Origin of the sequence: Streptomyces sp. NPDC020983 (assembly GCF_044333485.1) — a bacterium.
In the GTDB taxonomy this organism is placed as follows: Bacteria; Actinomycetota; Actinomycetes; order Streptomycetales; family Streptomycetaceae; genus Actinacidiphila.
Map to the genome: position 1 here is coordinate 400,404 of NZ_JBIRRA010000003.1, position 23,272 is coordinate 423,675.

At 72.3% G+C, this 23,272-nt stretch carries 22 protein-coding genes; 2 read left to right on the forward strand and 20 right to left on the reverse strand.

Features of this window, described 5'->3' with window-relative positions; genetic code table 11:
• Window positions 1-13 precede the first annotated feature (13 nt).
• The 5 genes from rpsD to ACH4SE_RS08095 form a co-directional block, all read right to left on the reverse strand.
• Window positions 14-628: a 30S ribosomal protein S4 gene (gene rpsD, locus ACH4SE_RS08075; RefSeq protein ID WP_398542465.1), complete on the reverse strand. Its 615-nt coding sequence runs from the start codon at window positions 626-628 to the stop codon at window positions 14-16.
• Window positions 629-905: 277 nt separating this feature from the next.
• Window positions 906-2,261, reverse strand: a complete 1,356-nt coding sequence (locus tag ACH4SE_RS08080; protein ID WP_398542466.1) for a replication-associated recombination protein A — start codon at window positions 2,259-2,261, stop codon at window positions 906-908.
• Between the two features lie 58 nt (window positions 2,262-2,319).
• On the reverse strand, window positions 2,320-2,976 hold the full coding sequence (locus ACH4SE_RS08085) for a vitamin K epoxide reductase family protein (protein ID WP_398542467.1): 657 nt from the start codon (window positions 2,974-2,976) through the stop codon (window positions 2,320-2,322).
• A gap of 102 nt (window positions 2,977-3,078) precedes the next feature.
• Entirely contained in the window at window positions 3,079-4,341 is a 1,263-nt protein-coding gene (gene hisS, locus ACH4SE_RS08090; protein WP_398542468.1) for a histidine--tRNA ligase, read from the reverse strand.
• Between the two features lie 11 nt (window positions 4,342-4,352).
• Complete coding sequence (locus tag ACH4SE_RS08095) at window positions 4,353-5,066, reverse strand: MBL fold metallo-hydrolase (RefSeq protein ID WP_398542469.1); 714 nt, start codon at window positions 5,064-5,066, stop codon at window positions 4,353-4,355.
• Window positions 5,067-5,420: 354 nt separating this feature from the next.
• Here ACH4SE_RS08095 and ACH4SE_RS08100 point away from each other — a divergent pair, with 354 nt between their 5' ends.
• Together ACH4SE_RS08100 and ACH4SE_RS08105 are read left to right on the forward strand one after the other, a co-directional pair.
• Window positions 5,421-6,281 carry a peptidylprolyl isomerase gene (locus tag ACH4SE_RS08100; protein ID WP_398542470.1) on the forward strand — a complete coding sequence of 287 codons (861 nt, stop codon included), beginning with the start codon at window positions 5,421-5,423 and terminating at the stop codon, window positions 6,279-6,281.
• A 170-nt stretch (window positions 6,282-6,451) separates the two neighbouring features.
• Window positions 6,452-7,681, forward strand: coding sequence for a DUF349 domain-containing protein (locus tag ACH4SE_RS08105; protein WP_398542471.1), 1,230 nt, complete (start codon window positions 6,452-6,454; stop codon window positions 7,679-7,681).
• A 113-nt stretch (window positions 7,682-7,794) separates the two neighbouring features.
• Here the strand turns inward: ACH4SE_RS08105 and ACH4SE_RS08110 are convergent, their stop codons facing one another.
• The 15 genes from ACH4SE_RS08110 to pgsA form a co-directional block, all read right to left on the reverse strand.
• The gene (locus ACH4SE_RS08110; protein ID WP_398542472.1) at window positions 7,795-10,254 is read right to left on the reverse strand and encodes a RelA/SpoT family protein; all 2,460 of its coding nucleotides are present in this window, start codon (window positions 10,252-10,254) and stop codon (window positions 7,795-7,797) included.
• 141 nt (window positions 10,255-10,395) lie between these two features.
• Complete coding sequence (locus ACH4SE_RS08115; RefSeq protein ID WP_398542473.1) at window positions 10,396-10,956, reverse strand: adenine phosphoribosyltransferase; 561 nt, start codon at window positions 10,954-10,956, stop codon at window positions 10,396-10,398.
• Window positions 10,957-11,110: 154 nt separating this feature from the next.
• Window positions 11,111-12,298 carry a protein translocase subunit SecF gene (gene secF / locus ACH4SE_RS08120; RefSeq protein ID WP_398542474.1) on the reverse strand — a complete coding sequence of 396 codons (1,188 nt, stop codon included), beginning with the start codon at window positions 12,296-12,298 and terminating at the stop codon, window positions 11,111-11,113.
• The gene (gene secD / locus ACH4SE_RS08125; RefSeq protein WP_398542475.1) at window positions 12,298-14,058 is read right to left on the reverse strand and encodes a protein translocase subunit SecD; all 1,761 of its coding nucleotides are present in this window, start codon (window positions 14,056-14,058) and stop codon (window positions 12,298-12,300) included. Before secD ends, secF begins: the two co-directional genes overlap by 1 nt.
• Before the next feature lie 78 nt (window positions 14,059-14,136).
• Window positions 14,137-14,607, reverse strand: a complete 471-nt coding sequence (gene yajC, locus ACH4SE_RS08130; RefSeq protein WP_398542476.1) for a preprotein translocase subunit YajC — start codon at window positions 14,605-14,607, stop codon at window positions 14,137-14,139.
• A gap of 159 nt (window positions 14,608-14,766) precedes the next feature.
• Entirely contained in the window at window positions 14,767-15,876 is a 1,110-nt protein-coding gene (ruvB, locus tag ACH4SE_RS08135) for a Holliday junction branch migration DNA helicase RuvB (RefSeq protein WP_398542477.1), read from the reverse strand.
• A 59-nt stretch (window positions 15,877-15,935) separates the two neighbouring features.
• On the reverse strand, window positions 15,936-16,547 hold the full coding sequence (gene ruvA / locus ACH4SE_RS08140) for a Holliday junction branch migration protein RuvA (protein WP_398542478.1): 612 nt from the start codon (window positions 16,545-16,547) through the stop codon (window positions 15,936-15,938).
• Window positions 16,544-17,188 (reverse strand): crossover junction endodeoxyribonuclease RuvC, encoded by a 645-nt coding sequence (gene ruvC / locus ACH4SE_RS08145; protein WP_398542479.1) that lies wholly within the window; start codon window positions 17,186-17,188, stop codon window positions 16,544-16,546. The genes ruvA and ruvC overlap by 4 nt, the downstream gene beginning before the upstream one ends.
• 116 nt (window positions 17,189-17,304) lie before the next feature.
• A complete protein-coding gene (locus tag ACH4SE_RS08150; RefSeq protein ID WP_398542480.1) occupies window positions 17,305-18,057 on the reverse strand; it encodes a YebC/PmpR family DNA-binding transcriptional regulator in 753 nt (250 codons plus the stop codon).
• A gap of 64 nt (window positions 18,058-18,121) precedes the next feature.
• The gene (gene pdxT / locus ACH4SE_RS08155; protein ID WP_398542481.1) at window positions 18,122-18,712 is read right to left on the reverse strand and encodes a pyridoxal 5'-phosphate synthase glutaminase subunit PdxT; all 591 of its coding nucleotides are present in this window, start codon (window positions 18,710-18,712) and stop codon (window positions 18,122-18,124) included.
• Between the two features lie 6 nt (window positions 18,713-18,718).
• A complete protein-coding gene (gene pdxS / locus ACH4SE_RS08160; protein ID WP_398542482.1) occupies window positions 18,719-19,630 on the reverse strand; it encodes a pyridoxal 5'-phosphate synthase lyase subunit PdxS in 912 nt (303 codons plus the stop codon).
• Between the two features lie 144 nt (window positions 19,631-19,774).
• Window positions 19,775-20,326, reverse strand: coding sequence for a hypothetical protein (locus tag ACH4SE_RS08165; protein ID WP_398542483.1), 552 nt, complete (start codon window positions 20,324-20,326; stop codon window positions 19,775-19,777).
• A gap of 11 nt (window positions 20,327-20,337) precedes the next feature.
• A complete protein-coding gene (locus ACH4SE_RS08170; RefSeq protein WP_398542484.1) occupies window positions 20,338-21,498 on the reverse strand; it encodes a glycosyltransferase family 4 protein in 1,161 nt (386 codons plus the stop codon).
• Complete coding sequence (locus ACH4SE_RS08175) at window positions 21,495-22,457, reverse strand: phosphatidylinositol mannoside acyltransferase (RefSeq protein ID WP_398542485.1); 963 nt, start codon at window positions 22,455-22,457, stop codon at window positions 21,495-21,497. The genes ACH4SE_RS08170 and ACH4SE_RS08175 overlap by 4 nt, the downstream gene beginning before the upstream one ends.
• Window positions 22,454-23,119, reverse strand: a complete 666-nt coding sequence (gene pgsA / locus ACH4SE_RS08180) for a phosphatidylinositol phosphate synthase (protein WP_398542486.1) — start codon at window positions 23,117-23,119, stop codon at window positions 22,454-22,456. The genes ACH4SE_RS08175 and pgsA overlap by 4 nt, the downstream gene beginning before the upstream one ends.
• Window positions 23,120-23,272: the final 153 nt, after the last annotated feature.

The following is a 23,272-nucleotide window of genomic DNA, read 5'->3' on the forward strand; positions in this document are numbered from 1 at the left end:
CCCGTGCGGGGGCTCAGCGGGCGTAGTACTCCACGACGAGCTGCTCGTCGCAGATCACCGGGATCTCCTTGCGGTGGGGGTCGCGGTCCATCCGGAAGGCGAGCGCCTGCAGGTTGACCTGGAGGTAGCGCGGGGTCTCGCCCTCGCCGGCCCAGCCGCCCTCGCGGGCGACCAGGAAGGGCGTCTTCTCCCGGGAGCGCTCGCGGACCTGGACGACGTCGTCGGGGCGGACCCGGAAGGACGGCTTGTCGACCTTGCGGCCGTTGACCTCGATGTGGCCGTGCACGACCATCTGGCGGGACTGGTAGATGGTGCGGGCCAGACCCGCGCGCAGCACCAGGGCGTCGAGGCGCCGTTCGAGCTCGATGATCAGCGCCTCACCGGTGCGCAGCCCGGCGACCTTCTTGGCCGCGTCGTACGCGCGCTGCATCTGCCGCTCGCTGACGTCGTACTGGGCGCGCAGTCGCTGCTTCTCCAGCAGCCGCGTCTTGTAGTCGCTGTTCTGCTTGCGGCCGCGGCCGTGCTCGCCCGGCGGGTAGGGGCGGGCCTCGAAGTACTTGACCGCCTTCGGGGTCAGCGCGATGCCCAGTGCCCTGGACTTCTTGACCTTGGGACGCGACTGGTTCACGTGCGTCGAACCTCCATCGAAATTAGGTAAGGCTTACCTTAACTGAAGGAGTACGCAGGTTTCGACCAGGGGAACCCCGCACGGCGGCCGGAGAAGGCCGCGGCGCGGTCAGCCGCGTCCCGAGGAGGAAGGAGCGCCCGGCGGCCTGCCGGCCGTACGGCGCGCGCACTCCGTGCGAGCGTAACCCGGCCCGGCGGCGGCCCATTCCCACCGCCCGGCCGCCACCCCCCGCTGTGCCGCGGATCACGGCCCGCAGCGGCCCGCAGGCCCGCTGCGGCTACTCGCCCCTGCCCTCCAGCCGGCCGCGCACCCACTCCAGGACGTCGGCGTAGCGGCCCTCCGCCCCGTAGCGGGTCGGCTCGTAATAGCGGCGCCCGGCGAGCGTGTCCGGCAGGTACTGCTGGGCGGCGACGGCGCCGGGCACGTCGTGCGGGTAGACGTAGCCCTGCGCGTGGCCGAGCTTGGCGGCGCCCTTGTAGTGGCCGTCGCGCAGGTGCGCCGGGACGGGGCCCGCCTTGCCGGCCTTGACGTCGGCGAGCGCCGCGCCGATCGCGGTGGTCGCCGCGTTGGACTTGGGCGCGAGCGCGAGCGCGATGGTGGCGTGCGACAGGATCAGCGACGCCTCCGGGAAGCCGATCATCGCGACCGCCTGCGCGGCGGCGACGGCGGTGGGCAGCGCGGTCGGGTCGGCGAGGCCGATGTCCTCGCTCGCCGAGATCATCAGCCGCCGGGCGATGAACCGCGGATCCTCCCCCGCCTCGATCATCCGGGCCAGGTAGTGCAGCGCCGCGTCCACGTCCGAGCCGCGGATGGACTTGATGAGGGCGCTGGCCACGTCGTAGTGCTGGTCGCCGTCCCGGTCGTACGCGACGGCCGCGCGGTCGACGGTCTGCTCCAGGGTGGCCAGGGTGACGGTGTCCTCGCCCTTGGCCAGCGCCGCTCCCGCGGCCGCCTCCAGCGCGGTGAGCGCCCGGCGGGCGTCGCCGCCGGCGATCCGCAGCAGGTGGTCCTCGGCGTCCTCCGGCAGGGCCACCGCGCCCGCGAGGCCCTGCTCGGCGGCGAGCGCGCGGCGCAGCACCCCGCGCACGTCGTCGTCGGTGAGCGGTTCGAGGGTCAGCAGCAGCGAGCGGGACAGCAGTGGGGAGATCACCGAGAAGTACGGGTTCTCCGTGGTGGCCGCGATGAGGGTGACCCAGCGGTTCTCCACGGCGGGCAGCAGCGAGTCCTGCTGGGCCTTGCTGAAGCGGTGGATCTCGTCGAGGAAGAGCACCGTCTCGCGCTGGAAGCCGCCGGACTGCCGCTTGGCGCTCTCGATGACCGCGCGGACCTCCTTGACGCCCGCGGTGATCGCCGAGAGCTCCACGAAGCGCTTGTTGGTGGCCTTGCTCACCACGTACGCCAGCGTCGTCTTGCCGATGCCGGGCGGGCCCCACAGGATCACCGACGAGGGCCCCGCCGGCCCGCCGCCGCTCTCCCCCACCAGGCGCCGCAGCGGTGAGCCGGGCCGCAGCAGGTGCTGCTGCCCGACGACCTCGTCCAGGGTGCGCGGGCGCATCCGCACGGCGAGCGGGCTGGCACCCGGGTCGCGTTCCCGGCGTTCCTCGGCGGCGGCGGTGAAAAGGTCTGGCTCCACGTCCTGAAGCCTAGGTCACGGCACCGACAACCGGCTTCCGCGGACGGTCCGGACCAGGTCAGATGACGGTCTTCCAGTAGTACCAGAAGTGCACCAGGATCAGCATCGCGATGACGCCGTACCACAGCACCGGCACGACCCAGTGGAACTCCAGCACCAGCGCCTTCGCCTTGGCCGGCACCTTGTACAGGCCGTGCTTGATGTTGTGCACCGCGGTGTACCAGAAGGTGGCGATGGTCACGATCCAGGCCAGGCAGCACCACAGGCAGATGGCGTTGATGTTGTAGATCGTCTGGTACTGGAGCCAGCTGATGAAGCACACGCCGAACAGCCCGCCGGCCTGCAGCCCGTACCAGAACCAGGCCTTGTAGCGGGCGCCCGCGAACATGCCCACGGCCAGGGTGATCAGCACCGGGAAGGCCACCAGGCCGATGATCGGGTTCTGGAAGCCGAAGACGTGCGCCTGGTCGCTCTCCATCACGCTGCCGCAGGAGATGATCGGGTTGAGGCTGCACCCCGGGGTGTACGACTTGCCTTCGACCTTGGCCTGGAGCAGCTTGAACTTGTCGTCGGTGATGACGAACGAGGCGAGCAGGCCCAGCGCCCCGCAGACCAGCAGCAGCCAGGTGAACGCCCTGCCCGCCACGATGCCTTCGGCCGGGCGTGGTGCGCTCTCTCCGGAGGTACGCGTCTCGTCCAGGGCGGAAGTCGTCATGGTCGCCGATCTCTCAGATCCGTGGGGGCGGGCACACTCATTGTGCACCAGGGCGGTCAGGAGGGAATAAGCCTGCACCGCCCCGGTACACGAAGGAGCGGTTCAGGCCAGCCGCTCCTTGACGGCGGCCGTGACCGCGTCGAGCGGCACCGCGACCTGCTCGCCGCTGTCGAGGTCCTTGAGCTGGGCCACCCCGTCGGCCAGGTCCCGGTCGCCGGCGACGAGCGCGAAGCGGGCGCCGGAGCGGTTGGCCGACTTCATGGCGTTCTTCACGCCCTTGCCGCCGTACGCGAAGTCCGCCGCGACACCCTCCCTGCGCAGCTGCGTCACCACGCCGAAGAGCACCCGCCGGGCCTCCTCGCCGAGCGGCACCGCGTACACGTCGGTCGACCGGGGCAGCGGCAGTTCGACGCCCTCGGCGCGCAGCGCGAGCACCGTGCGGTCCACGCCGAGCGCCCAGCCGACCGAGGGCAGCGCCGGGCCGCCGAGCATCTCCGACAGGCCGTCGTAGCGCCCGCCGCCGCCGACCGCGGACTGCGAGCCGAGGCCGTCGTGCACGAACTCGAAGGTGGTGCGGGTGTAGTAGTCCAGGCCGCGCACCAGCCTCGGGTCGTCCTCGTAGGCCACGCCCGCCGCGGTCAGCAGCTCGCGCACCTGCTCGTGGTAGGCCTTGCACGCCTCGCACAGGTGGTCGGAGATCTTCGGCGCCCCGGTGAGCTGCCGCTGCACGGACTCGCGCTTGTCGTCCAGCACCCGCAGCGGGTTGATCTCGATCCGGCGGCGGGTGTCCTCGTCGAGGTCCAGACCGCGCAGGAAGTCCTGGAGCGCGGCGCGGTAGACGGGGCGGCACTCGCGGTCGCCGAGCGAGTTCAGCAGCAGCCGCACCTGGCCGAGGCCCAGGGTGCGGTAGGCGTCGGTGGCCAGGATGATCAGCTCGGCGTCCAGCATCGGGTCCTCGGCGCCGATCGCCTCCGCGCCGACCTGCGAGAAGTGCCGGTAACGCCCGGCCTGCGGGCGCTCGTAGCGGTAGTAGGAGCCCGAGTACCAGAGCTTGACCGGCAGGTTGCCCGCCTTGTGCAGGTTGGCCTCCAGCGCCGCGCGCAGCACCGAGGCGGTGCCCTCGGGACGCAGCGCCAGTTCGGTGCCGCCCTTGGTGGTGAGGGTGAACATCTCCTTGGTCACGATGTCGGTGGACTCGCCGACCCCGCGGGAGAACAGCTCCACGTGCTCGAAGCCGGGGGTCTCCACGTAGCCGTAGCCCGCCCGGCGGGCCGGTGCCGCGATGGCCTCGCGCACCGCGAGGTAGACGGCCGAGTCCGGCGGCAGCAGGTCGTAGGTGCCCTTGGGGGCCTGGATGGTGCTCACGTCAGCAGTCGTCACAATCCTCGTCGGGGAGCCGCCGGGTCCGGTGCTCCCTGGCCGCGGGCCACCTCGCCCAGGTACGGGTTGGTGGCGCGCTCGCGGCCGATGGTCGTCTGGGGGCCGTGCCCCGACAGCACCACGGTGGAGTCGTCGAGCGGCAGGCACACGCGGGCCAGCGACTCGTACAGCTCGGGCGTGGAGCCCCCGGGCAGGTCGGTGCGTCCGACGGAGCCGGCGAACAGCAGGTCGCCGGAGAAGAGCACGGACGGGACGTCCGCGGCCTCCGGCAGCCGGTAGGTCACCGACCCCTTGGTATGGCCGGGCGCGTGCGCGACGGAGAACTCCAGCCCGGCCAGCGACAGCGTGCTGCCGTCGGTGAGCTCCCGCAGGTCGTCGGGCTCGCCGATGGTCAGCTCCCCCATCAGGGCCGCGCCGATGCTGCCGCCGAGCGCCTTCTCGGGGTCGGTGAGCATGAAGCGGTCGGCGGGGTGCAGGTAGGCCGGTACGCCGTGCGCGCCGCACACCGGGACGACCGAGGCGACGTGGTCGACGTGGCCGTGGCTGAGGACGACGGCGACGGGCTTGAGGCGGTGTCTGGCGAGCATGTCCTCGACGCCCTGGGCCGCGAGGTGGCCCGGGTCGATGATCACGCACTCCTCACCGGCGGCGGGGGCGACCACGTAGCAGTTGGTCCCCCAGGCCCCGGCGGGGAACCCGGCAATGAGCACGTTCGTCCTTCTGTCGTCCGCGGGCGGTGTCGGCAGCTCACGAGCCTACCGGCGGGAACATCGCGGTCGCGAACTCGTATCGGGCGTGCATCGGCGTGTTTGCGGACTGGACTCGACCGGCCACGGGACGCGAAGATCTGCGCACACACCCTCGTACGGGTCCGGGCCCGCGCCGTGGACCCACAGCAAAGGCACAGCTCACACGGCCTGCGGCAGAATGCTTCCGCGGGCCGGGTGCACGCCCCAGCAGACGCACAGCAAACCGCACCAGACTTACCCAGACAGACGCAGACGCGCACACGCGTACAGGAGGCGGCCGGCAGTTGTCCGGCCCAGCGACCGGGAGCAGGCGAAGTGGTCACCAAGGATCAGCGGCGGCGGCAGCTCGCCCGGGAGAAGTTCGAGCGGCAGCAGAATCGCAGGGTGAATCACCAGCGCAAGGCGCGCCAGCGCAACGCGGCGATCGCGGCCGTCGTGGTGGTCGCCCTGGCGGGGACCGGCGGGGCGTGGGCGGCGGGGGCCTTCGACGGCAGCTCCAAGAAGAAGGACGACGCCGCGGGCGCGAGCGCCTCCGCCACACCGAGCGCTTCGGGCAGCGCGAGCGCGGCGGCGACCGCGGCGCCCGACCCGTGCAAGAAGCCCGCCGCGGGCAACCCGGGCACGGCGTCCTGGAAGTCGAAGCCGAAGATGGCGATCGACAAGGGCGCGAAGTACACCTTCACCCTGGACACCACGTGCGGCACGATGCCGGTCACGCTGGACGCGGCGAAGGCGCCGGAGACGGTGAACTCCTTCAAGTTCCTCGCCGACCACGGCTTCTTCGACCACACGCGCTGCCACCGGCTCACCACGACGGGCATCTACGTGCTCCAGTGCGGCGACCCGACGGCCTCCGGCAGCGGCGGCCCGGGCTACTCGCTGCCGGACGAGAACCTGACGGCGTTCGGCAAGGCCGACGCCAGCGGTGTGGTCACGTACCCGGCCGGCACCGTGGCGATGGCCAACAGCGGCCCGAACACCGGCGGGAGCCAGTTCTTCCTCGTCTACAAGGACAGTCCGCTGCAGCCCAACTACACTCCGTTCGGCACCCTGAGCGCCGACGGGCTCAAGGTGCTGGACAAGATCGCGGGCGCCGGCGAGAACAGCGGCGGGCAGGGTGACGGGGCGCCGAACGCCACCGTCGTCATCAACAAGGCGACCGTCGGCAAATCCTGATTCCCGCCGCATCGGATGCGGACAGCCGGGGCGATGGTCGCCTATGTTGGCGTTGGACCGGTCCGTGCGCACAGCCCGGCCGGAGATTCACCCGGGGATTGCGCCGGGGAGACACTGTGGACGATGCCGTCGAGCCGCCACCCGGCCGGGCATCACGTGGAGGAGGCGCTGTGAGCAGCGACCCGTGGGGCCGCGTCGATGAGACGGGGACCGTGTACGTGCGTACGGCCGACGGGGAGAAGGAGGTCGGTTCGTGGCAGGCGGGCTCCCCGGCGGAGGCCCTCGCCTACTTCGAGCGCAAGTACGAGGGGCTCGTCGTGGAGATCGGCCTCCTGGAACGGCGGGTGCGGACCACGGACCTCGCGCCCAAGGACGCGCTGGCCGCGATCGAGCACCTGCGGGCGGCCGTGGACGAGGGGCACGCGGTCGGCGACCTGGCGGCGCTGGCCGTCCGGCTGGACGCGCTCGTCGCGCTGGTCGACTCGCGGCGCGAGGAGCGCCGTGCCGCCAAGGCCCGGCAGAGCGAGGAGGCCAGGGCTGCCAAGGAGCAACTGGTCGCCGAGGCCGAGCAGTTGGCGGAGAGCGAGCAGTGGCGGACCGCGGGTGAGCGGCTGCGCGCGCTGGTCGACACCTGGAAGGGCCTTCCCCGGCTGGACCGCAAGAGCGACGACGAGCTGTGGCACCGCTTCAGCCACGCGCGCTCGGTGTTCTCCAAGCGCCGCAAGGCGCACTTCGCGTCGCTGGACGCGCAGCGCGAGCAGGCCCGGCGCACCAAGGAGAAGCTGGTCGCCGAGGCGCAGTCGCTGTCGGACTCCACCGACTGGGGCCCGACCGCGGCCCGTTACCGCGAGCTGATGACCGAGTGGAAGGCGGCCGGCCGCGCGCAGCGCGAGGCCGAGGACGACCTGTGGAATCGTTTCCGCGGGGCGCAGGACGTCTTCTTCGCCGCCCGCGCGGAGGTCTTCGCCGAGCGGGACGGCGAGCAGCGCGACAACCTGGCGGCCAAGGAGCAGCTGGTCGTCGAGGCCGAGAAGCTGCTGCCGGTGACCGACCTGAAGGCGGCCCGCGCCGCCTTCCGCGCGATCAACGAGCGCTGGGAGGGCATCGGCCACGTGCCGCGCGACGCCCGGCCGCGGATCGAGTCGCGGATGCACGCCGTCGAGCGGGCGCTCGCGGAGTCCGAGGAAGCCGAGTGGCGGCGCACCAACCCCGAGGTGCGGGCCCGTGCCCAGGGCCTGACCGGCCAGCTCCAGGCGGCGGTGGACAAGCTGCGCGGCCAGGTGGACGCGGCGCGCGCGGCGGGCAACACCGCCAAGGCGGACAAGCTCGCCGCCGAGCTGGAGGGCCGCCAGGCGCTGCTGGACCAGGCGCTCAAGGGCCTTCAGGAGTTCGGCGGCTGACCACGGCCTGCGGCATGTGACGGCGAACGGCTCCCGGTGCGTGGTGCACCGGGAGCCGTTCGCCGTCACGGCCCGGCCCGCGGCGGCGCCCAGGGCTCCGCTGTGGGCCCGCGCTACCGCTGGCGGCCGGAGGTGACGCGGTAGACGTCGTAGACGCCCTCGACGCCGCGTACGGCCTTCAGGACGTGCCCCAGGTGCTTGGGGTCGCCCATCTCGAACGTGAAGCGCGAGGTGGCCACCCGGTCCCGGGAGGTCTGCACGGCCGCGGACAGGATGTTGACGTGCTGGTCGGACAGCACCCGCGTGACGTCCGAGAGCAGCCGGGAGCGGTCCAGCGCCTCCACCTGGATCGCGACCAGGAAGACCGACGACTGGGTGGGCGCCCACTCGACGTCGATGATCCGCTCCGGCTGCTGCGACAGCGAGTCGACGTTGACGCAGTCCGCCCGGTGCACCGACACCCCGTTGCCGCGCGTGACGAAGCCGATGATCGGGTCGCCGGGCACCGGCGTGCAGCAGCGCGACAGCTTCACCCACACGTCACTCGTGCCCTTGACGACCACGCCCGGGTCGGCGATCCCCCGCCGTTTGCTGCGCCCGGTCTGCGGCGGGGCGGTGATCTCCTCGACGTCCTCGGTCGCGCCCTCCTCGCCGCCGAGCGCGTCGACGAGCTTCTGCACCACCGACTGCGCGGTGATGTGGCCCTCGCCGATCGCGGCGTACAGCGCGGAGATGTCGGGGTAGCGCATCTCGTGCGCCAGCGTGACGAGCGAGTCACCGGTCAGCACCCGCTGGATCGGCAGGTTCTGCTTGCGCATGGCGCGCGCGATGGCGTCCTTGCCGTGCTCGACGGCCTCCTCGCGGCGCTCCTTGGAGAACCACGCGCGGATCTTGTTGCGCGCCCGGGGGGACTTGACGAAGCCCAGCCAGTCCCGCGACGGCCCCGCGCCGGCCGCCTTGGAGGTGAAGACCTCGACCAGGTCGCCGTTGTCGAGCGTCGACTCCAGCGGCACCAGGCGCCCGTTGACCCGGGCGCCTATCGTGCGGTGGCCGACCTCGGTGTGCACCGCGTACGCGAAGTCCACCGGGGTGGCGCCCGCGGGCAGCGCTATCACGTCGCCCTTCGGCGTGAAGACGAAGACCTCGCTCTGCGACAGGTCGAAGCGCAGCGACTCCAGGAACTCGCCCGGGTCCTCCGTCTCCTTCTGCCAGTCCAGCAGCTGCCGCAGCCACGCCATGTCGTTGACCGCGTCGTCCTTCTTGTCCGAGCGCGGGCTGTCGGTGCGGACCTTGGACGCGCCGGCCACCGCGTCCTGCTTGTACTTCCAGTGCGCGGCGATGCCGTACTCCGCGCGGCGGTGCATGTCGAAGGTGCGGATCTGCAGCTCGACGGGCTTGCCGCTGGGGCCGATCACGGTGGTGTGCAGCGACTGGTACATGTTGAACTTCGGCATCGCGATGTAGTCCTTGAACCGGCCGGGGACCGGATTCCACCGCGCGTGGATCGTGCCGAGCGCCGCGTAGCAGTCACGGACGGTGTCGACCAGGACCCGGATGCCGACCAGGTCGTAGATCTCCGCGAAGTCGCGGCCGCGGACGATCATCTTCTGGTAGACGCTGTAGTAGTGCTTGGGGCGTCCGGTGACGGTGGCCTTGATACGGGCCGCGCGCAGGTCCTGCTGCACCTGGTCGGTGACGATCGCCAGGTACTCGTCGCGCTTGGGCGCGCGCTCGGCCACCAGCCGCACGATCTCGTCGTACATCTTGGGATAGAGGATGGCGAAGGCCAGGTCCTCCAGCTCCCACTTGATGGTGTTCATGCCCAGCCGGTGCGCCAGCGGGGCGTAGATCTCAAGCGTCTCGCGGGCCTTCTTCTCCTGTTTGTCCCGCTTGAGGTAGCGCATCGTGCGCATGTTGTGCAGCCGGTCGGCGAGCTTGATCACCAGCACGCGCGGGTCCTTGGCCATCGCCACGACCATCTTGCGCACGGTCTCGGCCTGGGCGGCCTCGCCGAACTTGACCTTGTCCAGCTTCGTGACACCGTCCACCAGCAGCGCCACCTGGTCGCCGAAGTCGCGGCGCAGCTGGTCGAGGCCGTACTCGGTGTCCTCGACGGTGTCGTGCAGCAGCCCGGCCATCAGGGTGGCCGGGTCCATGCCCAGCTCGGCCAGGATCGTCGTGACGGCGAGCGGGTGGGTGATGTACGGGTCGCCGCTCTTGCGCTTCTGTCCGCGGTGCCAGCGCTCGGCGACCTGGTAGGCGGCCTCGATCTGCCGCAGCTGGGCGGTGTCGCCCTTGGGGTCGTTGCCGCGCACGACCCGCAGCAGCGGTTCGAGCACGGGGTTGTACGGGCTGGAGCGCTGCACGCCGAGCCGGGCCAGCCGCGCGCGCACCCTGCTGGAGGACGCGCCGGGGCGCGTCGGGGCCACGCTGCCCGGGGTGCGGACCGGCCGGACGGCGGGCGGCGCCGGCTTCGGCTCGGACTCGCCGGGGGTGTGCGCGGGCGCGTCCGTGCCGCGCGGGGCCGGTTCCGTACCGCCCGCGCCGCCGAGGGGCTGGGCCTTGTCTGGCAAGTGCACTCCTCACGCGCGGTAGAAATCCCATGGTATCGACCTGTGCCGGCACCCGGGCGCGCGCGGTGCCCGGGCGCCCTCCCCCGCGCCGGCGGGCGGTACGTGGCACGGCTCGTGGGACGCCCGGGGGCGCCGGGGCCGCTAGACGGTGATCAGCGCGTCCAGCGGAGCTCCGCCGAGCGCGGGGAGCAGGCGCTCGCGCCCCCCGAGGAAGCTCAGCTCCAGCAGGACCGAGAGGCCCGCCACGGTCGCGCCGGCCCGGCGGATCAGCTCCACGGCGGCCTCCGCGGTGCCCCCGGTGGCCAGCACGTCGTCGATCACCAGCACCCGGTCGTCGGGGGCGAAGGCGTCGGTGTGCACCTCGATCTCCGCGGTGCCGTACTCCAGCTGGTACGTCTGCCCGTGCACGGTGCCGGGCAGCTTGCCCGCCTTGCGCACGGGGACGAAGCCGACCCCGGCCCGAACCGCCGCGGGCGCGGCCAGGATGAAGCCGCGCGCCTCCAGGCCGACGACCTTGGTGGCACCGTGCCGGGCGCACAGCGCCGCGAGGGCCTCGACGAGCGCACCGAAGGCCACCGGGTCGGCCAGCAGGGGGGTGATGTCCTTGAACATCACCCCGGGCTCCGGGTAGTCCGGGACGTCCCTGATGTGGGCGATCAGCAGCTCGCGCAGCTCGGCGGACGGGGTCTCCGTGGTGGTCATCAGGGGGTTCCTCGGCTCTTCTCGGTCGTAGGGGCGGGAGGGGGGCGGGTGACGGGCGGCGGCGTGCGCTCCATTGTCCCCCGCCGGACGTGCGGGAGCCGCCCGGCCGTGGCGACCGGGCGGCTCCCTCGGGTCCTGCGTGTGCGGCGCGGTGTCAGCGCCGCCGGCCGGACGGGCGGCCCCGGCCGCCGCGGCCGCCGCCGCGCGGCTGGGTGCGCGGGCGCGTACCGTTCTGGCCGCGCGGAGAGACCACTCCGGCGCCCGCCGTGGCGGCCGCCTCGTCCTCGACCTCACCGTCGTCGTCGCCGGGGAGCGCGTCGGACGGCTCCTCCGGGTCCTCACCGCGGGCGACGGCCTCCTTGGCCTTGACCGCGTCCGCCTTGCGCTTGGCCAGCACCCGCTTGCGCAGCGACCGCATCTGCGGCTCCCGCTCCTTCAGCTCCGCCACGATCGGGGTGGCGATGAAGATCGAGGAGTAGGCGCCGGCGGTGAGGCCGACGAAGAGCGCGAGCGCGATGTCGTTGAGCACGCCGGCGCCGAGCAGGCCGCCGCCGATGAAGAGCAGCGCGGCGACCGGCAGCAGGGCGACCACGGTGGTGTTGATCGACCGGACCAGGGTGCCGTTCAGGCTGCGGTTGGCCAGCTCGCTGTAGGTCCTCTGGTTCTGCTTGGTGATGTCCTTGGTGGCTTCCTTCAGACCGTCGAAGACGACGACGGTGTCGTAGAGGGAGTAACCGAGGATCGTGAGCAGGCCGATGACCGTGCCCGGCGTGACCTCGAAGCCGACGATCGCGTACACACCGGTGGTGATCGTCAGGTCGTGCAGCAGGGCGACGAGGGCCGCGATCGCCATGCGCCACTCGAAGGCGATGGCCAGGTAGATGACCACCAGCACCAGGAAGATGATCAGGCCCTGGAGGGCCTTCTTGGAGATCTCCTTGCCCCAGCTCGGGCCGACGATCTCCGCGTCGATCTTCGACGGTGCGAGCTTGAGGTCCTTGGCGATCTTCCCCTGGACCTCCTTGGAGGTCTGCGTGGAGATGTCGCTGACCTGGATGCGCAGGCCGCCGTTGCCCAGCTTCTGGATCGTCGCCGGGTGCCCGGCGGTGTCGCCGGCGATCATGTCGTGCACCTGCGAGGTCGAGTACGGGGCCTTCGGCGTGGTGAAGACCGCGCCGCCCTTGAACTCGATGCCGAGCTTGAGGCCGTTCACCACCAGGCCCACGATCGCGACGACCGTGATCAGGATGGAGACGCCGTACCAGATCTTCCGCTTGCCGACGAAGTCGTAGCTGACCTCGCCGCGGTGCAGCCGGTGACCGAGAGTGCCGAGCTTGGACATCAGGCTTCCTTCGTCTCGGTGCTGTGGGCACGGCGGACACGGCGCAGCGGCGCCTTGACTCCGAGGCTCTGCGGGTTGAGCCCCGACCACTTGTGGCCGCTCGCGAAGAACGTGCGGCGCGCCAGGATCGTCATCAGCGGCTTGGTGAACAGGAAGACCACCGCGACGTCGAGCAGCGTCGTCAGGCCCAGCGTGAAGGCGAAGCCACGGACCTTGCCGACGGTCACGACGTAGAGCACCGCCGCGGCGAGGAAGGACACGAAGTCGGACACCAGGATGGTGCGCCGGGCGCGCGGCCAGCCGCGGGCCACCGCGGGCTGCAGCGACCTGCCCTCGCGCAGCTCGTCCCTTATGCGCTCGAAGAAGACGATGAAGGAGTCGGCGGTGATACCGATGGCCACGATCGCACCGGCGACGGCGGGCAGGTTCAGCGCGAAGCCGATGGCCCGGCCGAGCAGGCACATGATCGTGTAGGTCAGGCCCGCGGAGACCATGAGGCTCGCGATGGCGACCAGGCTCAGTCCGCGGTAGTAGGCGAACATGTAGAGCACGACCAGCGCCAGGCCGACGGCGCCGGCCACCAGGCCGCCGTGCAGCTGCTCGCCGCCGAGGGCGGCCGAGACGGTGGTCTTGTCGGAGATGTCGAACGCCAGCGGCAGCGAACCGTACTTGAGCACGTTCGCCAGGTCCTGGGCCTCCCGCTGCTTGAAGGAGCCGGAGATCTGCGCGCTGCCGCCGGGCAGGGCCTCGTGGACCGAGGGGGCGGACTGGACGTTGCCGTCCAGCACGATCGCGAAGCGGTTGTTCGGGTCCTGCTGGCTGGCCAGGTTGCTGGTCACGGAGGTGAACTGGCCGGCGCCCTTGGAGTCGAACGTCAGGTTGACGACCCAGCCGTTGCCCTGCTGGGTGTCGAAGGCCGCGTTGGCGCCCGAGATGCGCTTGCCGTCGATGACGGACTTGCCGAGCACGTACTTCTGCCAGACACCGCCCTCGTCACCGCAGGTGACGACCTTCTGGTTCGGGTCGCCGGCGGCCTCCTGGGCGGCGGCGCGCTGCTTGGGGTTGGTGCAGTCGAGCGCCTGGTACTTCGCCTGGAGGTCGGCGGGGATGCTGGTGTCGCTGTCACCGCCGGCCGCGCCCGCGCCGTCCGTCGCCGACGGGGTGGGCATCGGGGTGGGCGCCTTGTCGACCGAGGACGTCAGGGCGCCGCTGAGCGCGCGGCCCTGCGCGGAGGAGCTGGCCGAGGGGCTGCTGCTCGCGCTGCCGGTGGCCTTGGGGGTCGCCGTGCTGCTGGAGCTGGGAGACGGGGTGGCGCTGCCCGAGGCGCTCGGGGTCGGCGTCGCCGGCGCGGGCGCACCGGCACCCGCCGCGAGCACCTGGCGGAAGTACATCTTCGCCGTGGTGTTGACCTGCTTCTCCGCCTGATCGGCGTTGGTGCCCTTCGGGATGTTGACGATGATGTTCTTCGATCCCTCGGTCTGCACCTCCGCCTCGGAGACGCCCAGGCCGTTGACCCGGTTGCTGATGATGTTGACCGCGGTGTTCATGTTCGCCTTGTTCACCGCGTCGCCCTGGCCGGGGCGGGCGGTCAGGGTCATGCTCACGCCGCCGGCGAGGTCGATGCCGAGCCGGGGTGTGCGGTCACCGGTGAGGAAGATCCCACCGGTCAGCGCCACCAGGGCGATGAGGATCACGGCCAGAGCGCGCCCGGGGTAACCCTGGCTCCCCGAGGGCCTGCGGCCCTTCTTGGCTGCTGCCACCTTCTTGTGTCTCCCTGTCCTACCGCACCGGGGCCTGCGCGCCCGCGGACGGTGACGAGTGTTGCGCGAACATGACCCTTACTTGGCGGGGGCCGAGCCGCCCGCCCCCGGCTCGTCCTCGGTCTTCTTCAACTCCACCCGGTCCCCGTCGGCCGCCGCGGTACCGGCGTCGCCGTGCGTGCCGTCCTGCGCGGTGTCCTCCGCGCCCTCGGCCTCGACGGCGCCTGCGTCCTCGCCGTCGGCGTCCGCGTCGTCAATCTCGTCGGGCTCGATGCCGTGGACGATGCGGTTGAACTCCTGCTCGCTGAGCACGGCGGAGATGGCGCCCTTGGTGAAGTGCGCGTGCACGCCGTCGGTCAGCTCCAGCAGGACCGTCTCCTGGTTGACCTCCTTCACCACGGCGTACATGCCGCCGATGGTACGGATCCCGGTGCCGGGCTCCATCTTCTCCCGCATTTCGAGGGCCTGGCGCTGCTTGTTCTTCGCGGACCTCGTCATGAGCAGCATGCCGCCGATCGCGACGATGAAGATGAGGATCAGGGGATTCACGGTCTGACGTTCCTTCGCACGGCCGGCGGTGCCGGCCTGGGTTTCGGGATGTGAGTGCCGCTCCGGAGGAAGGGCGTCGGCGGAGTCTAAGCGCTGGCTCGCCGCTGGAACAACGCCAAGCATGGCACTGGGGTTCCTGATCGGACGAGCCGAGCCGCGTCACGGCCCGAACAGCCCGGTCTGTCCCGGTCCTCCTCCCGCGCCCTGCCCCCCGGTGGCATGCGGGGGTACGAGGCCCAGGTGCGCCCATGCGGCAGCGGTCGCCACCCTGCCCCGCGGGGTGCGGGCCAGCAGCCCCTCCCTGACGAGGAAGGGCTCGGCGACCTCCTCAACAGTCTCACGTTCCTCCCCCACGGCGACAGCAAGTGTGGACAAACCCACAGGACCGCCGCCAAAAAGGGACAGCAGGGCATGAAGCACCGCACGGTCCAGCCGGTCCAGGCCGCGCGCGTCAACCTCGTAGACCTCCAGGGCCGCGGCAGCCGTCGCCCGGTCGACCGTGCCGTCCGCCCTGACCTGCGCGTAGTCCCGGACCCGGCGCAGCAGCCGGTTGGCGATGCGCGGGGTGCCGCGGGAGCGGCCGGCGATCTCCGCGGCCCCGTCGGCGTCGATCGTGACGTCCAGCAGTCCGGCCGAGCGGTGGATCACCCGTTCCAGCTCGGCGGGGGCGTAGAACTCCATGTGCCCGGTGAAGCCGAAGCGGTCGCGCAGCGGCGGCGGCAGCAGCCCCGCCCTGGTCGTCGCGCCGACCAGGGTGAAGGGCGGCAGCTCCAGCGGGATGGCGGTGGCCCCCGGACCCTTGCCGACGATCACGTCGACCCGGAAGTCCTCCATCGCCATGTACAGCATCTCCTCGGCGGGCCGGGACATGCGGTGGATCTCGTCGAGGAAGAGCACCTCGCCCTCGGTGAGCGAGGACAGGATCGAGGCCAGGTCGCCGGCGTGCTGGATGGCCGGCCCCGAGGTGATCCTGATCGGCACGCCCATCTCGGCGGCGATGATCATGGACAGGGTGGTCTTGCCGAGGCCGGGGGCCCCGGAGAGCAGCACGTGGTCCGCGGTGCCGCCGCGCTTGCGGGCGGCCTGCAGGACCAGGCCCAGCTGCTCGCGGACCCGCTCCTGGCCGACGAACTCGTCCAGGTCCCGGGGCCGCAGGGCGGCCTCGACGGCCTGGTCGTCACCGTCGGCCGCGGCACCCACCAGCCGGTCGGTGAACGCGCCGTCGGCGCGGTCGGGCCCGGCGGCGTCTTCGGCGGCGTCCCAGTTCATGAGTGTGGTCTCTCGGGTCTCTCGGCTCGGGCTCGGACGGAATGCGGGGGCGGGCGCGGTCAGCGGGTGCGGTTGAGGGACTGGAGCGCGCTGCGCAGCAGCGCCCCCACGTCGGGCCGGTCCGCCGCCTCGGCCTGCGGGGTGACGGCGGCGACCGCCTCGTCCGCCTCGCGGGCCGCGTAGCCGAGGCCGAGCAGGGCGGCGTGCAGCTGCTCGTTCCAGGGCGCCGGTCCCGCGGCGGCGGCGGGGGGCACGGCACCGGTGCCGACGGGGGCACCGAGCCGGTCCTTCAGTTCGAGCAGCAGTCGCTGCGCGCCCTTCTTCCCGATGCCGGGCACGGCGGTGAGCGCCTTCTCGTCACCCGCGGCGACCGCGGCCCGCAGCGCGTCGGGGGCGTGCACGGCCAGCATGGTCTGGGCCAGCCGCGGGCCGACCCCGCTGACGGTCTGGAGCAGTTCGAAGACCTGCCGCTCGTCGTCGTCGGCGAAGCCGTAGAGGGTGAGCGAGTCCTCCCGGACGACCAGCGAGGTGGCCAGCCGGGCCGGGGAGCCGATGCGCAGCCCGGCGAGGGTGCCCGGCGCGCACTGCACGGCCAGGCCGACCCCGCCGACCTCGATCACGGCGGCGTCGGGCGCGAGCGCGGCGACCTGGCCGCTGACGAAGGCGATCACGGGGCGGACTCCTGGTTGCGTACGGCGTCGGTGCCGGCGGATGCGGCGGGGCGGGGGGCGGCGGCCCGCCGGGGGCGGCCCGCGGCGGCGCGGGCGGCGACCGCGGCCGGGGGGCGTACGCCGGCGGAGGCGGCCTGGCCGGCGGCCGCGCGCAGCAGCCGGTCGGTGGCCGGGCCGCGCCAGATGTGGCAGATGGCGAGGGCCAGCGCGTCCGCGGCGTCCGCCGGCTTCGGCGGGGCGTCCAGCCGCAGCAGCCGCGTCACCATGGCTCCGACCTGGGCCTTGTCGGCGCGGCCGCTGCCGGTGACGGCCGCCTTGACCTCGCTGGGGGTGTGCAGGTGGACGGGCAGGCCGCGACGGGCGGCGCACAGGATCGCGACGGCGCTGGCCTGCGCCGTCCCCATCACCGTCCGGACGTTGTGCTGGCTGAAGACGCGCTCCACGGCGACGGCGTCGGGCCCGTACTCGTCGAGCCAGGCCTCTATCCCCTGCTCGACCAGCACCAGCCGCTCGCCGACCGGCGCATCCGCCGGGGTCCGCACGACGCCCACACCGGCCATCGCCAGCCGGCGGCCCGCGGTGCCGTCGACCACGCCGATACCGCACCGGGTGAGCCCCGGGTCCACACCGAGCACCCGCACCGCCGCCCCCTTCCCTCGCACACTCGTCCGCCCGTTCCCGCAGGCTATCGGTTCGCACCGACAACAAAGGGCGGGCCGGGCAGGTGTGTTCCCGCCCGGCCCGCCCGCTGCTCGCGTCAGGCGTCGACCTTCTCCATGACCTCGTCGCTCACGTCAAAATTGGCGAAGACGTTCTGCACGTCGTCGCTGTCCTCCAGCGCGTCGATCAGCTTGAAGATCTTGCGGGCGCCCTCCTCGTCCAGCTCCACCTGCATGGTGGGCAGGAAGTTGGCGTCCGCCGAGTCGTAGTCGATACCGGCTTCCTGGAGCGCCTTGCGGACCGGCACCAGGTCGGTGGCCTCGCTGATCACCTCGAAGGACTCGCCGAGGTCGTTGACCTCCTCCGCGCCGGCGTCCAGGACCGCGCCGAGCACGTCGTCCTCGGACAGCCCGCCCTTGGGGACGATCACGACGCCCTTGCGGTTGAACAGGTACGACACCGAGCCCGGGTCGGCCATGGAGCCGCCGTTGCGGGTCATGGCCACGCGGACGTCGGAGGCCGCGCGGTTGCGGTTGTCGGTCAGGCACTCGATGAGGACGGCAACGCCGTTCGGCCCGTAGCCCTCGTACATGATCGTCTGGTAGTCGGCGCCGCCGGCCTCCAGGCCCGCACCGCGCTTGACCGCGCTGTCGATGTTCTTGTTCGGGACGGAGCTCTTCTTCGCCTTCTGGATGGCGTCGAAGAGCGTCGGGTTGCCGTCCGGGTCCGCGCCACCGGTCCGGGCCGCAACCTCGATGTTCTTGATCAGCTTCGCGAAGAGCTTGCCGCGCTTGGCATCGATCACGGCCTTCTTGTGCTTCGTCGTAGCCCATTTAGAGTGGCCGGACATCCGACAGTCTCCTTCGCGTCACCCATTGCTGTTCTTCGGCTCGCTCGATCCTACCGGGATCGGATCATCCGGCGGCGCGTACGGCGGACACGAAGAGTTCGTGCACGCGGTGGTCGCCGGTCAGTTCCGGGTGGAAGGACGTGGCGAGCACGTTCCCCTGCCGGACGGCCACGATGTGGCCGCGGTGCTCGGCGAGCACCTCGGCCTGCGCGCCGACCGACTCGACCCAGGGTGCGCGGATGAAGACGCCCTCGACCGGCCCGCCGGGGACCTCCGCCATCTCGACGGAGGCCTCGAAGGACTCGTTCTGCCGCCCGAAGGCGTTGCGGCGCACGATCATGTCGATGCCGCCGAAGGTCTCCTGGCCCGACCGGGGGTCGAGGATCTTGTCGGCGAGCATGATCAGACCGGCGCACGTGCCGTAGACCGGCAGGCCGCCGCGTATCGCCGCGCGCAGCGGCTCCATCAGGCCGAACAGCACGGCCAGCTTGGAGATGGTGGTGGACTCGCCGCCGGGGACGACCAGGCCGTCGAGACCGGCCAGCTCCTCGGGGCGGCGGACCGGGCCGGCCGCGGCGTCCGCCGCGGCCAGCGCCACAAGGTGTTCGCGCACGTCGCCCTGGAGGGCGAGCACGCCGATGGTGGGCCGGGTCATACGGTCCTACCAGCCGCGCTTGGCGTACTGCTCGGACTCGGGCAGCGTGTCGATGTTGATGCCGACCATCGCCTCGCCGAGGTTGCGGGAGGAGTCCGCGATGACCTTCGGGTCGTCGAAGAAGGTGGTCGCGCGGACGATCGCCGCGGCGCGCTTGGCCGGGTCGCCGGACTTGAAGATGCCCGAGCCGACGAAGACGCCCTCGGCGCCGAGCTGCCGCATCAGGGCGGCGTCGGCGGGAGTGGCCACACCGCCGGCGGAGAACAGCACGACGGGCAGCTTGCCCAGCTCGGCGACCTCCTTGACCAGCTCGTACGGCGCGCGCAGCTCCTTGGCGGCGGCGTACAGCTCGTGGTTGTCGAGCGCCCTCAGGCGGCCGATCTCACCGCGGATCTGGCGCAGGTGGCGCACCGCCTCGACGACGTTGCCGGTGCCGGCCTCGCCCTTGGAGCGGATCATGGCCGCGCCCTCGGCGATACGCCGCAGGGCCTCGCCGAGGTTGGTGGCGCCGCACACGAAGGGGGTGGTGAAGGCCCACTTGTCGGAGTGGTTGACCTCGTCGGCGGGGGTCAGCACCTCGGACTCGTCGATGTAGTCCACACCGAGCGACTGGAGCACCTGCGCCTCGACGAAGTGGCCGATGCGGGACTTCGCCATCACCGGGATGGAGACGGCGCCGATGATGCCCTCGATCATGTCGGGGTCGGACATCCGGGCCACACCGCCCTGCGCGCGGATGTCGGCCGGAACGCGCTCCAGCGCCATGACGGCGACGGCGCCGGCGTCCTCGGCGATCTTGGCCTGCTCCGGGGTGACGACGTCCATGATCACGCCGCCCTTGAGCTGCTCGGCCATACCGCGCTTGACACGCGCGGTGCCGGTCTCCGGGGTGCTGGCGGTGGACGGTGTGGTGGACACGGTGACCTCACTCACTGATGACGGTGGCTGGCTGGCAAACCCCACCCATCCTCCGGTGGGGCGTGGCCACGGGAAAGGGCCAATTCGCCTCGGGTGGCTCCCGCCGCAGGTCACCGGTGGTGCCACCGGTCCCGCGGGCACCTCCTACGGTACGCCCGCGCCCTCCGAGGTCAGCGGCGCGGGGGGCTCGTCGTCCATCTCGAAGGCCAGCGGGAAGGGCGCGTGCCCGGCCAGCCGCAGCCAGCGCACGACGCGGTGCTCGCGTACGGCGCGGGCGGCGCGCACCGCGTCGTTGTGGAAGCGGCGGGCCATCGGCACCCGGCGCACCGCCTGCGTCAGCTCGCCGACCGCGGCGGTCCCGCCGGGCGCGGCGCGCACCTCGCCGACCGCGTCGGTGTCCGGGAAGACCGCCCGCAGGGCCTGGCTCAGCTCGCTTTCGGCCACCTCGCGCTGCTCGGGCTCGGCCTGCCGGGCGGCGTGGGCGGACTCGTACAGCACGATCGAGGCGGCCGGGTCGAGGACGCCGGCGGTCGCGAGCTCCTGCGCGACCGAGGCGCGCCGCAGCAGCTGCGCGTCGAGCGCGGCGCGTGCGGCGTCGATGCGGGCGTGCAGCCGGTCCAGGCGCCCCGCCGTCCAGCTCAGGTAGAGGCCGACGGCGACGAGCGCCACCGCGATCCAGATGATGGTGGTGGTCACGGGCGGCAAGGCTACCGGCGCGCCGGTCCGAAGAAGCCGCGCAGCCGTGTGCGTTCGTCGGTCGCGACGCGCGCGGCGCCGTCGGCGACGGTCTCGTAGACGGCGAGGATCTCCGCGCCCACCTCCGACCAGTCGAAGCGCCGCACGTGCGCGCGGCCGCGCTCGCTCAGCGCGGCACGGCGGTCCGGGTCGGCGAGCAGCCGCAGCGCGGCCTCGGCGAGCGCGTCGGCGTCCTCGTTGCCGAACAGCTCCCCCGCCGTGCCCTGGGCGAGGACCTGCGCGAAGGCGTCCAGGTCGCTGGCCAGGACGGGGGCGCCCGCCGACATCGCCTCGACGAGGATGATGCCGAAGGACTCGCCGCCGGTGTTGGGCGCGACGTACAGGTCGACGCTGCGCAGCAGGCGGGCCTTGTCCTCGTCGCTGACCATGCCGAGGAACTCGACCTGTCCGCGCAGGTGTTCCGGGAGTGTCGCGACGGCCTCCTCGGTGTCGCCGCGCCCGGCGACCAGCAGCCGGGTCCGCGGACGGGCCGCGAGGATCGCGGGCAGCGCCCGCATCAGCACCGGCAGGCCCTTGCGGGGCTCGTCGATACGGCCCATGAAGCCGATCGTGTCGCCCTGCCACTCGGGGCGCGGTTCGGCGCGTGCGAAGAAGTCGACGTCGACGCCGTTGGGGATGACGACGGCGTCGCCTCCGAGGTGCTCGACGAGGGTGCGGCGGGCGTACTCGCTCACCGCGATGCGCGCCCGGATCTTCTCCAGCGCCGGCTGGAGGATCGGGTAGGCGGCGATCATCGCGCGTGAGCGCGGGTTGGAGGTGTGGAACGTCGCCACGATCGGGCCCTGCGCGGCCCAGCAGGCGAGCAGGCCGAGGGACGGCGAGCTGGGCTCGTGGATGTGGACGACGTCGAAGCCGCCGTCGTGCAGCCAGCGCCGGACCCGGGCGGCGGACAGGAAGCCGAAGTTCAGCCGGGCCACCGACCCGTTGTACGGCACCGGGACGGCGCGCCCGGCGGAGACCACGTACGGCGGCAGCGGTGTCTCGTCGTCGGCGGGCGCGAGGACGGAGACGTGGTGGCCGAGCCCGGTCAGGTGCTCGGCCAGGTCCCGGATGTGGAACTGGACGCCGCCGGGGACGTCCCAGGAGTACGGGCAGACGATCCCGATCCTCACGCGGTCCCCGTTCCCTCGTCGGCTCCCGCGGCGGCGGGGCGCGGCTCCAGGTCGTCGAGCCACAGCCGCTGGAGCATGTGCCAGTCCTGCGGGTGCGCGGCGATGCCGGCCGCGAAGGTGTCGGCGAGCGACTGCGTCATCACGGCGGTGCGCTGCGCGCGCGTGCCGTCCTCCGGCACCGTGACCGGGGGGTGCACGGTGCCCTGGAGCACCGGCGACCGGTCGTACCAGAGGGTCACCGGCAGCAGCAGTGCGCCGGTGTGCTGGGCGAGCAGCGCGGGACCGGCCGGCATGCGCGTCCTGGCGCCGAAGAAGTCGACCTCGACGCCCGAGGAGGACAGGTCGCGGTCGGCGACCAGGCACACCAGGCCGCCGTCGCGCAGCCGCCGGGCGAGTGTGCCGAAGGCGCTGCCGCCGCTGTGCGGCAGCACCTCCATGCCCAGGCCCTCGCGGTAGGCGACGAAGCGGTCGTAGAGCGTCTCGGGCTTGAGGCGTTCGGCGACGGTGGTGAAGGGCGTCTCCAGCTTGGTGGTGACCCAGGCGCCCGCCAGGTCCCAGTTGGCCATGTGCGGCAGCGCGAGCACGACGCCCTTGCCCGCGGCCAGCCCGCCGGTCAGGTAGTGCACGTTGGAGGGGGCGAAGCCGCCGCGGACGCGGTCCTTGCTCCACGCCGGGAGCCGGAAGGACTCCATCCAGTAGCGCAGGTACGAGCGCATCCCGGCGCGGGACAGCTCGCGCAGCGCGGCCTCGTCCGCGTCCGGCACGACCCGGGCGAGGTTGGCCTCCAGCCGCCGCACGCCCTTGCCGCGCCTGCGCCACGCGGCGTCGGCGACGGTACGGCCGAGCGCCCGCGCCGCGGGTTCCGGCAGCGTCTTCACCGCGCCCCAGCCCGCCCCGTACAGGCTGTCGACGAGGCTCCCCCTGAGCTCGGCGGCCCGGGAGGCCTCCCCCTTCTTCACACGCTGCTCCCCTGGTCGGCCGGCACCGCGGCGTCGGCCTCCGCGGCCTCGCGGTGGACCGTGACGACCCGCTGGACCAGCGTGACGAGGCTGCCGACGGCGACCACCCACAGCGCGACCGGCAGCAGGTACTGGATGCCGGGCACCCCGAAGGTGCGGTGGAAGCCGGACAGTCCGCACAGCACCAGGGTGATGACCAGCCGCTCGGAGCGCTCGACCAGGCCGTTGACGTTGACCGGCAGCCCGATCGCCTCGCCGCGCGCCTTGGTGTACGACACCACCTGGCCGCTGGCGAGGCAGAAGATCGTGACGGCGCACAGCACCAGGTCGTCGCCCGTGCCCGCGTACCACAGGGCCAGGCCGCCGAAGACCGCGCCGTCGGCGACGCGGTCGAGCGTGGAGTCGAGGAAGGCGCCCCAGCGGCTGGAGCGGCCCATCTGGCGTGCCATGTTCCCGTCGACCAGGTCGGAGAAGACGAAGAGCGTGATCACGACCGTGCCCCAGAAGAACTGCCCCCTGGGGTAGAACACCAGGGCGCCGGCGACCACGCCCGCGGTGCCGACCAGCGTCACCATGTCCGGGGTCACCCCCTTGCGCAGCAGAAACGCGGCGAACGGCGTGAGAACACGCGTGAAGAAAGCACGCGCGTACTTGTTCAGCATGGCCTTCCCGACAGGTCGGAGAACGTGAGCGCGGCGCCTCGTACGTCGTACGGCCGCCGGCGGTGGCGGTCCGTGGTCCGCCGCCGGATGGCCCATCGTAGCCAGCCGCCGTGGAGCGGACGCGCCAGGCACCGCCGTGAGCGCCCCTCCGGC

Excerpts from the sequence above, each read along its gene's own strand:
- ACH4SE_RS08085 (WP_398542467.1), bottom strand. The coding sequence starts at position 2,976 with ATGACGACTTCCGCCCTGGACGAGACGCGTACCTCCGGAGAGAGCGCA.
- ACH4SE_RS08115 (WP_398542473.1), bottom strand. The coding sequence starts at position 10,956 with ATGACCACCACGGAGACCCCGTCCGCCGAGCTGCGCGAGCTGCTGATC.
- secF (WP_398542474.1), bottom strand. The coding sequence starts at position 12,298 with ATGTCCAAGCTCGGCACTCTCGGTCACCGGCTGCACCGCGGCGAGGTC.
- ruvB (WP_398542477.1), bottom strand. The coding sequence starts at position 15,876 with ATGAACTGGGACGCCGCCGAAGACGCCGCCGGGCCCGACCGCGCCGAC.
- ACH4SE_RS08150 (WP_398542480.1), bottom strand. The coding sequence starts at position 18,057 with ATGTCCGGCCACTCTAAATGGGCTACGACGAAGCACAAGAAGGCCGTG.
- pdxT (WP_398542481.1), bottom strand. The coding sequence starts at position 18,712 with ATGACCCGGCCCACCATCGGCGTGCTCGCCCTCCAGGGCGACGTGCGC.
- pgsA (WP_398542486.1), bottom strand. The coding sequence starts at position 23,119 with ATGCTGAACAAGTACGCGCGTGCTTTCTTCACGCGTGTTCTCACGCCG.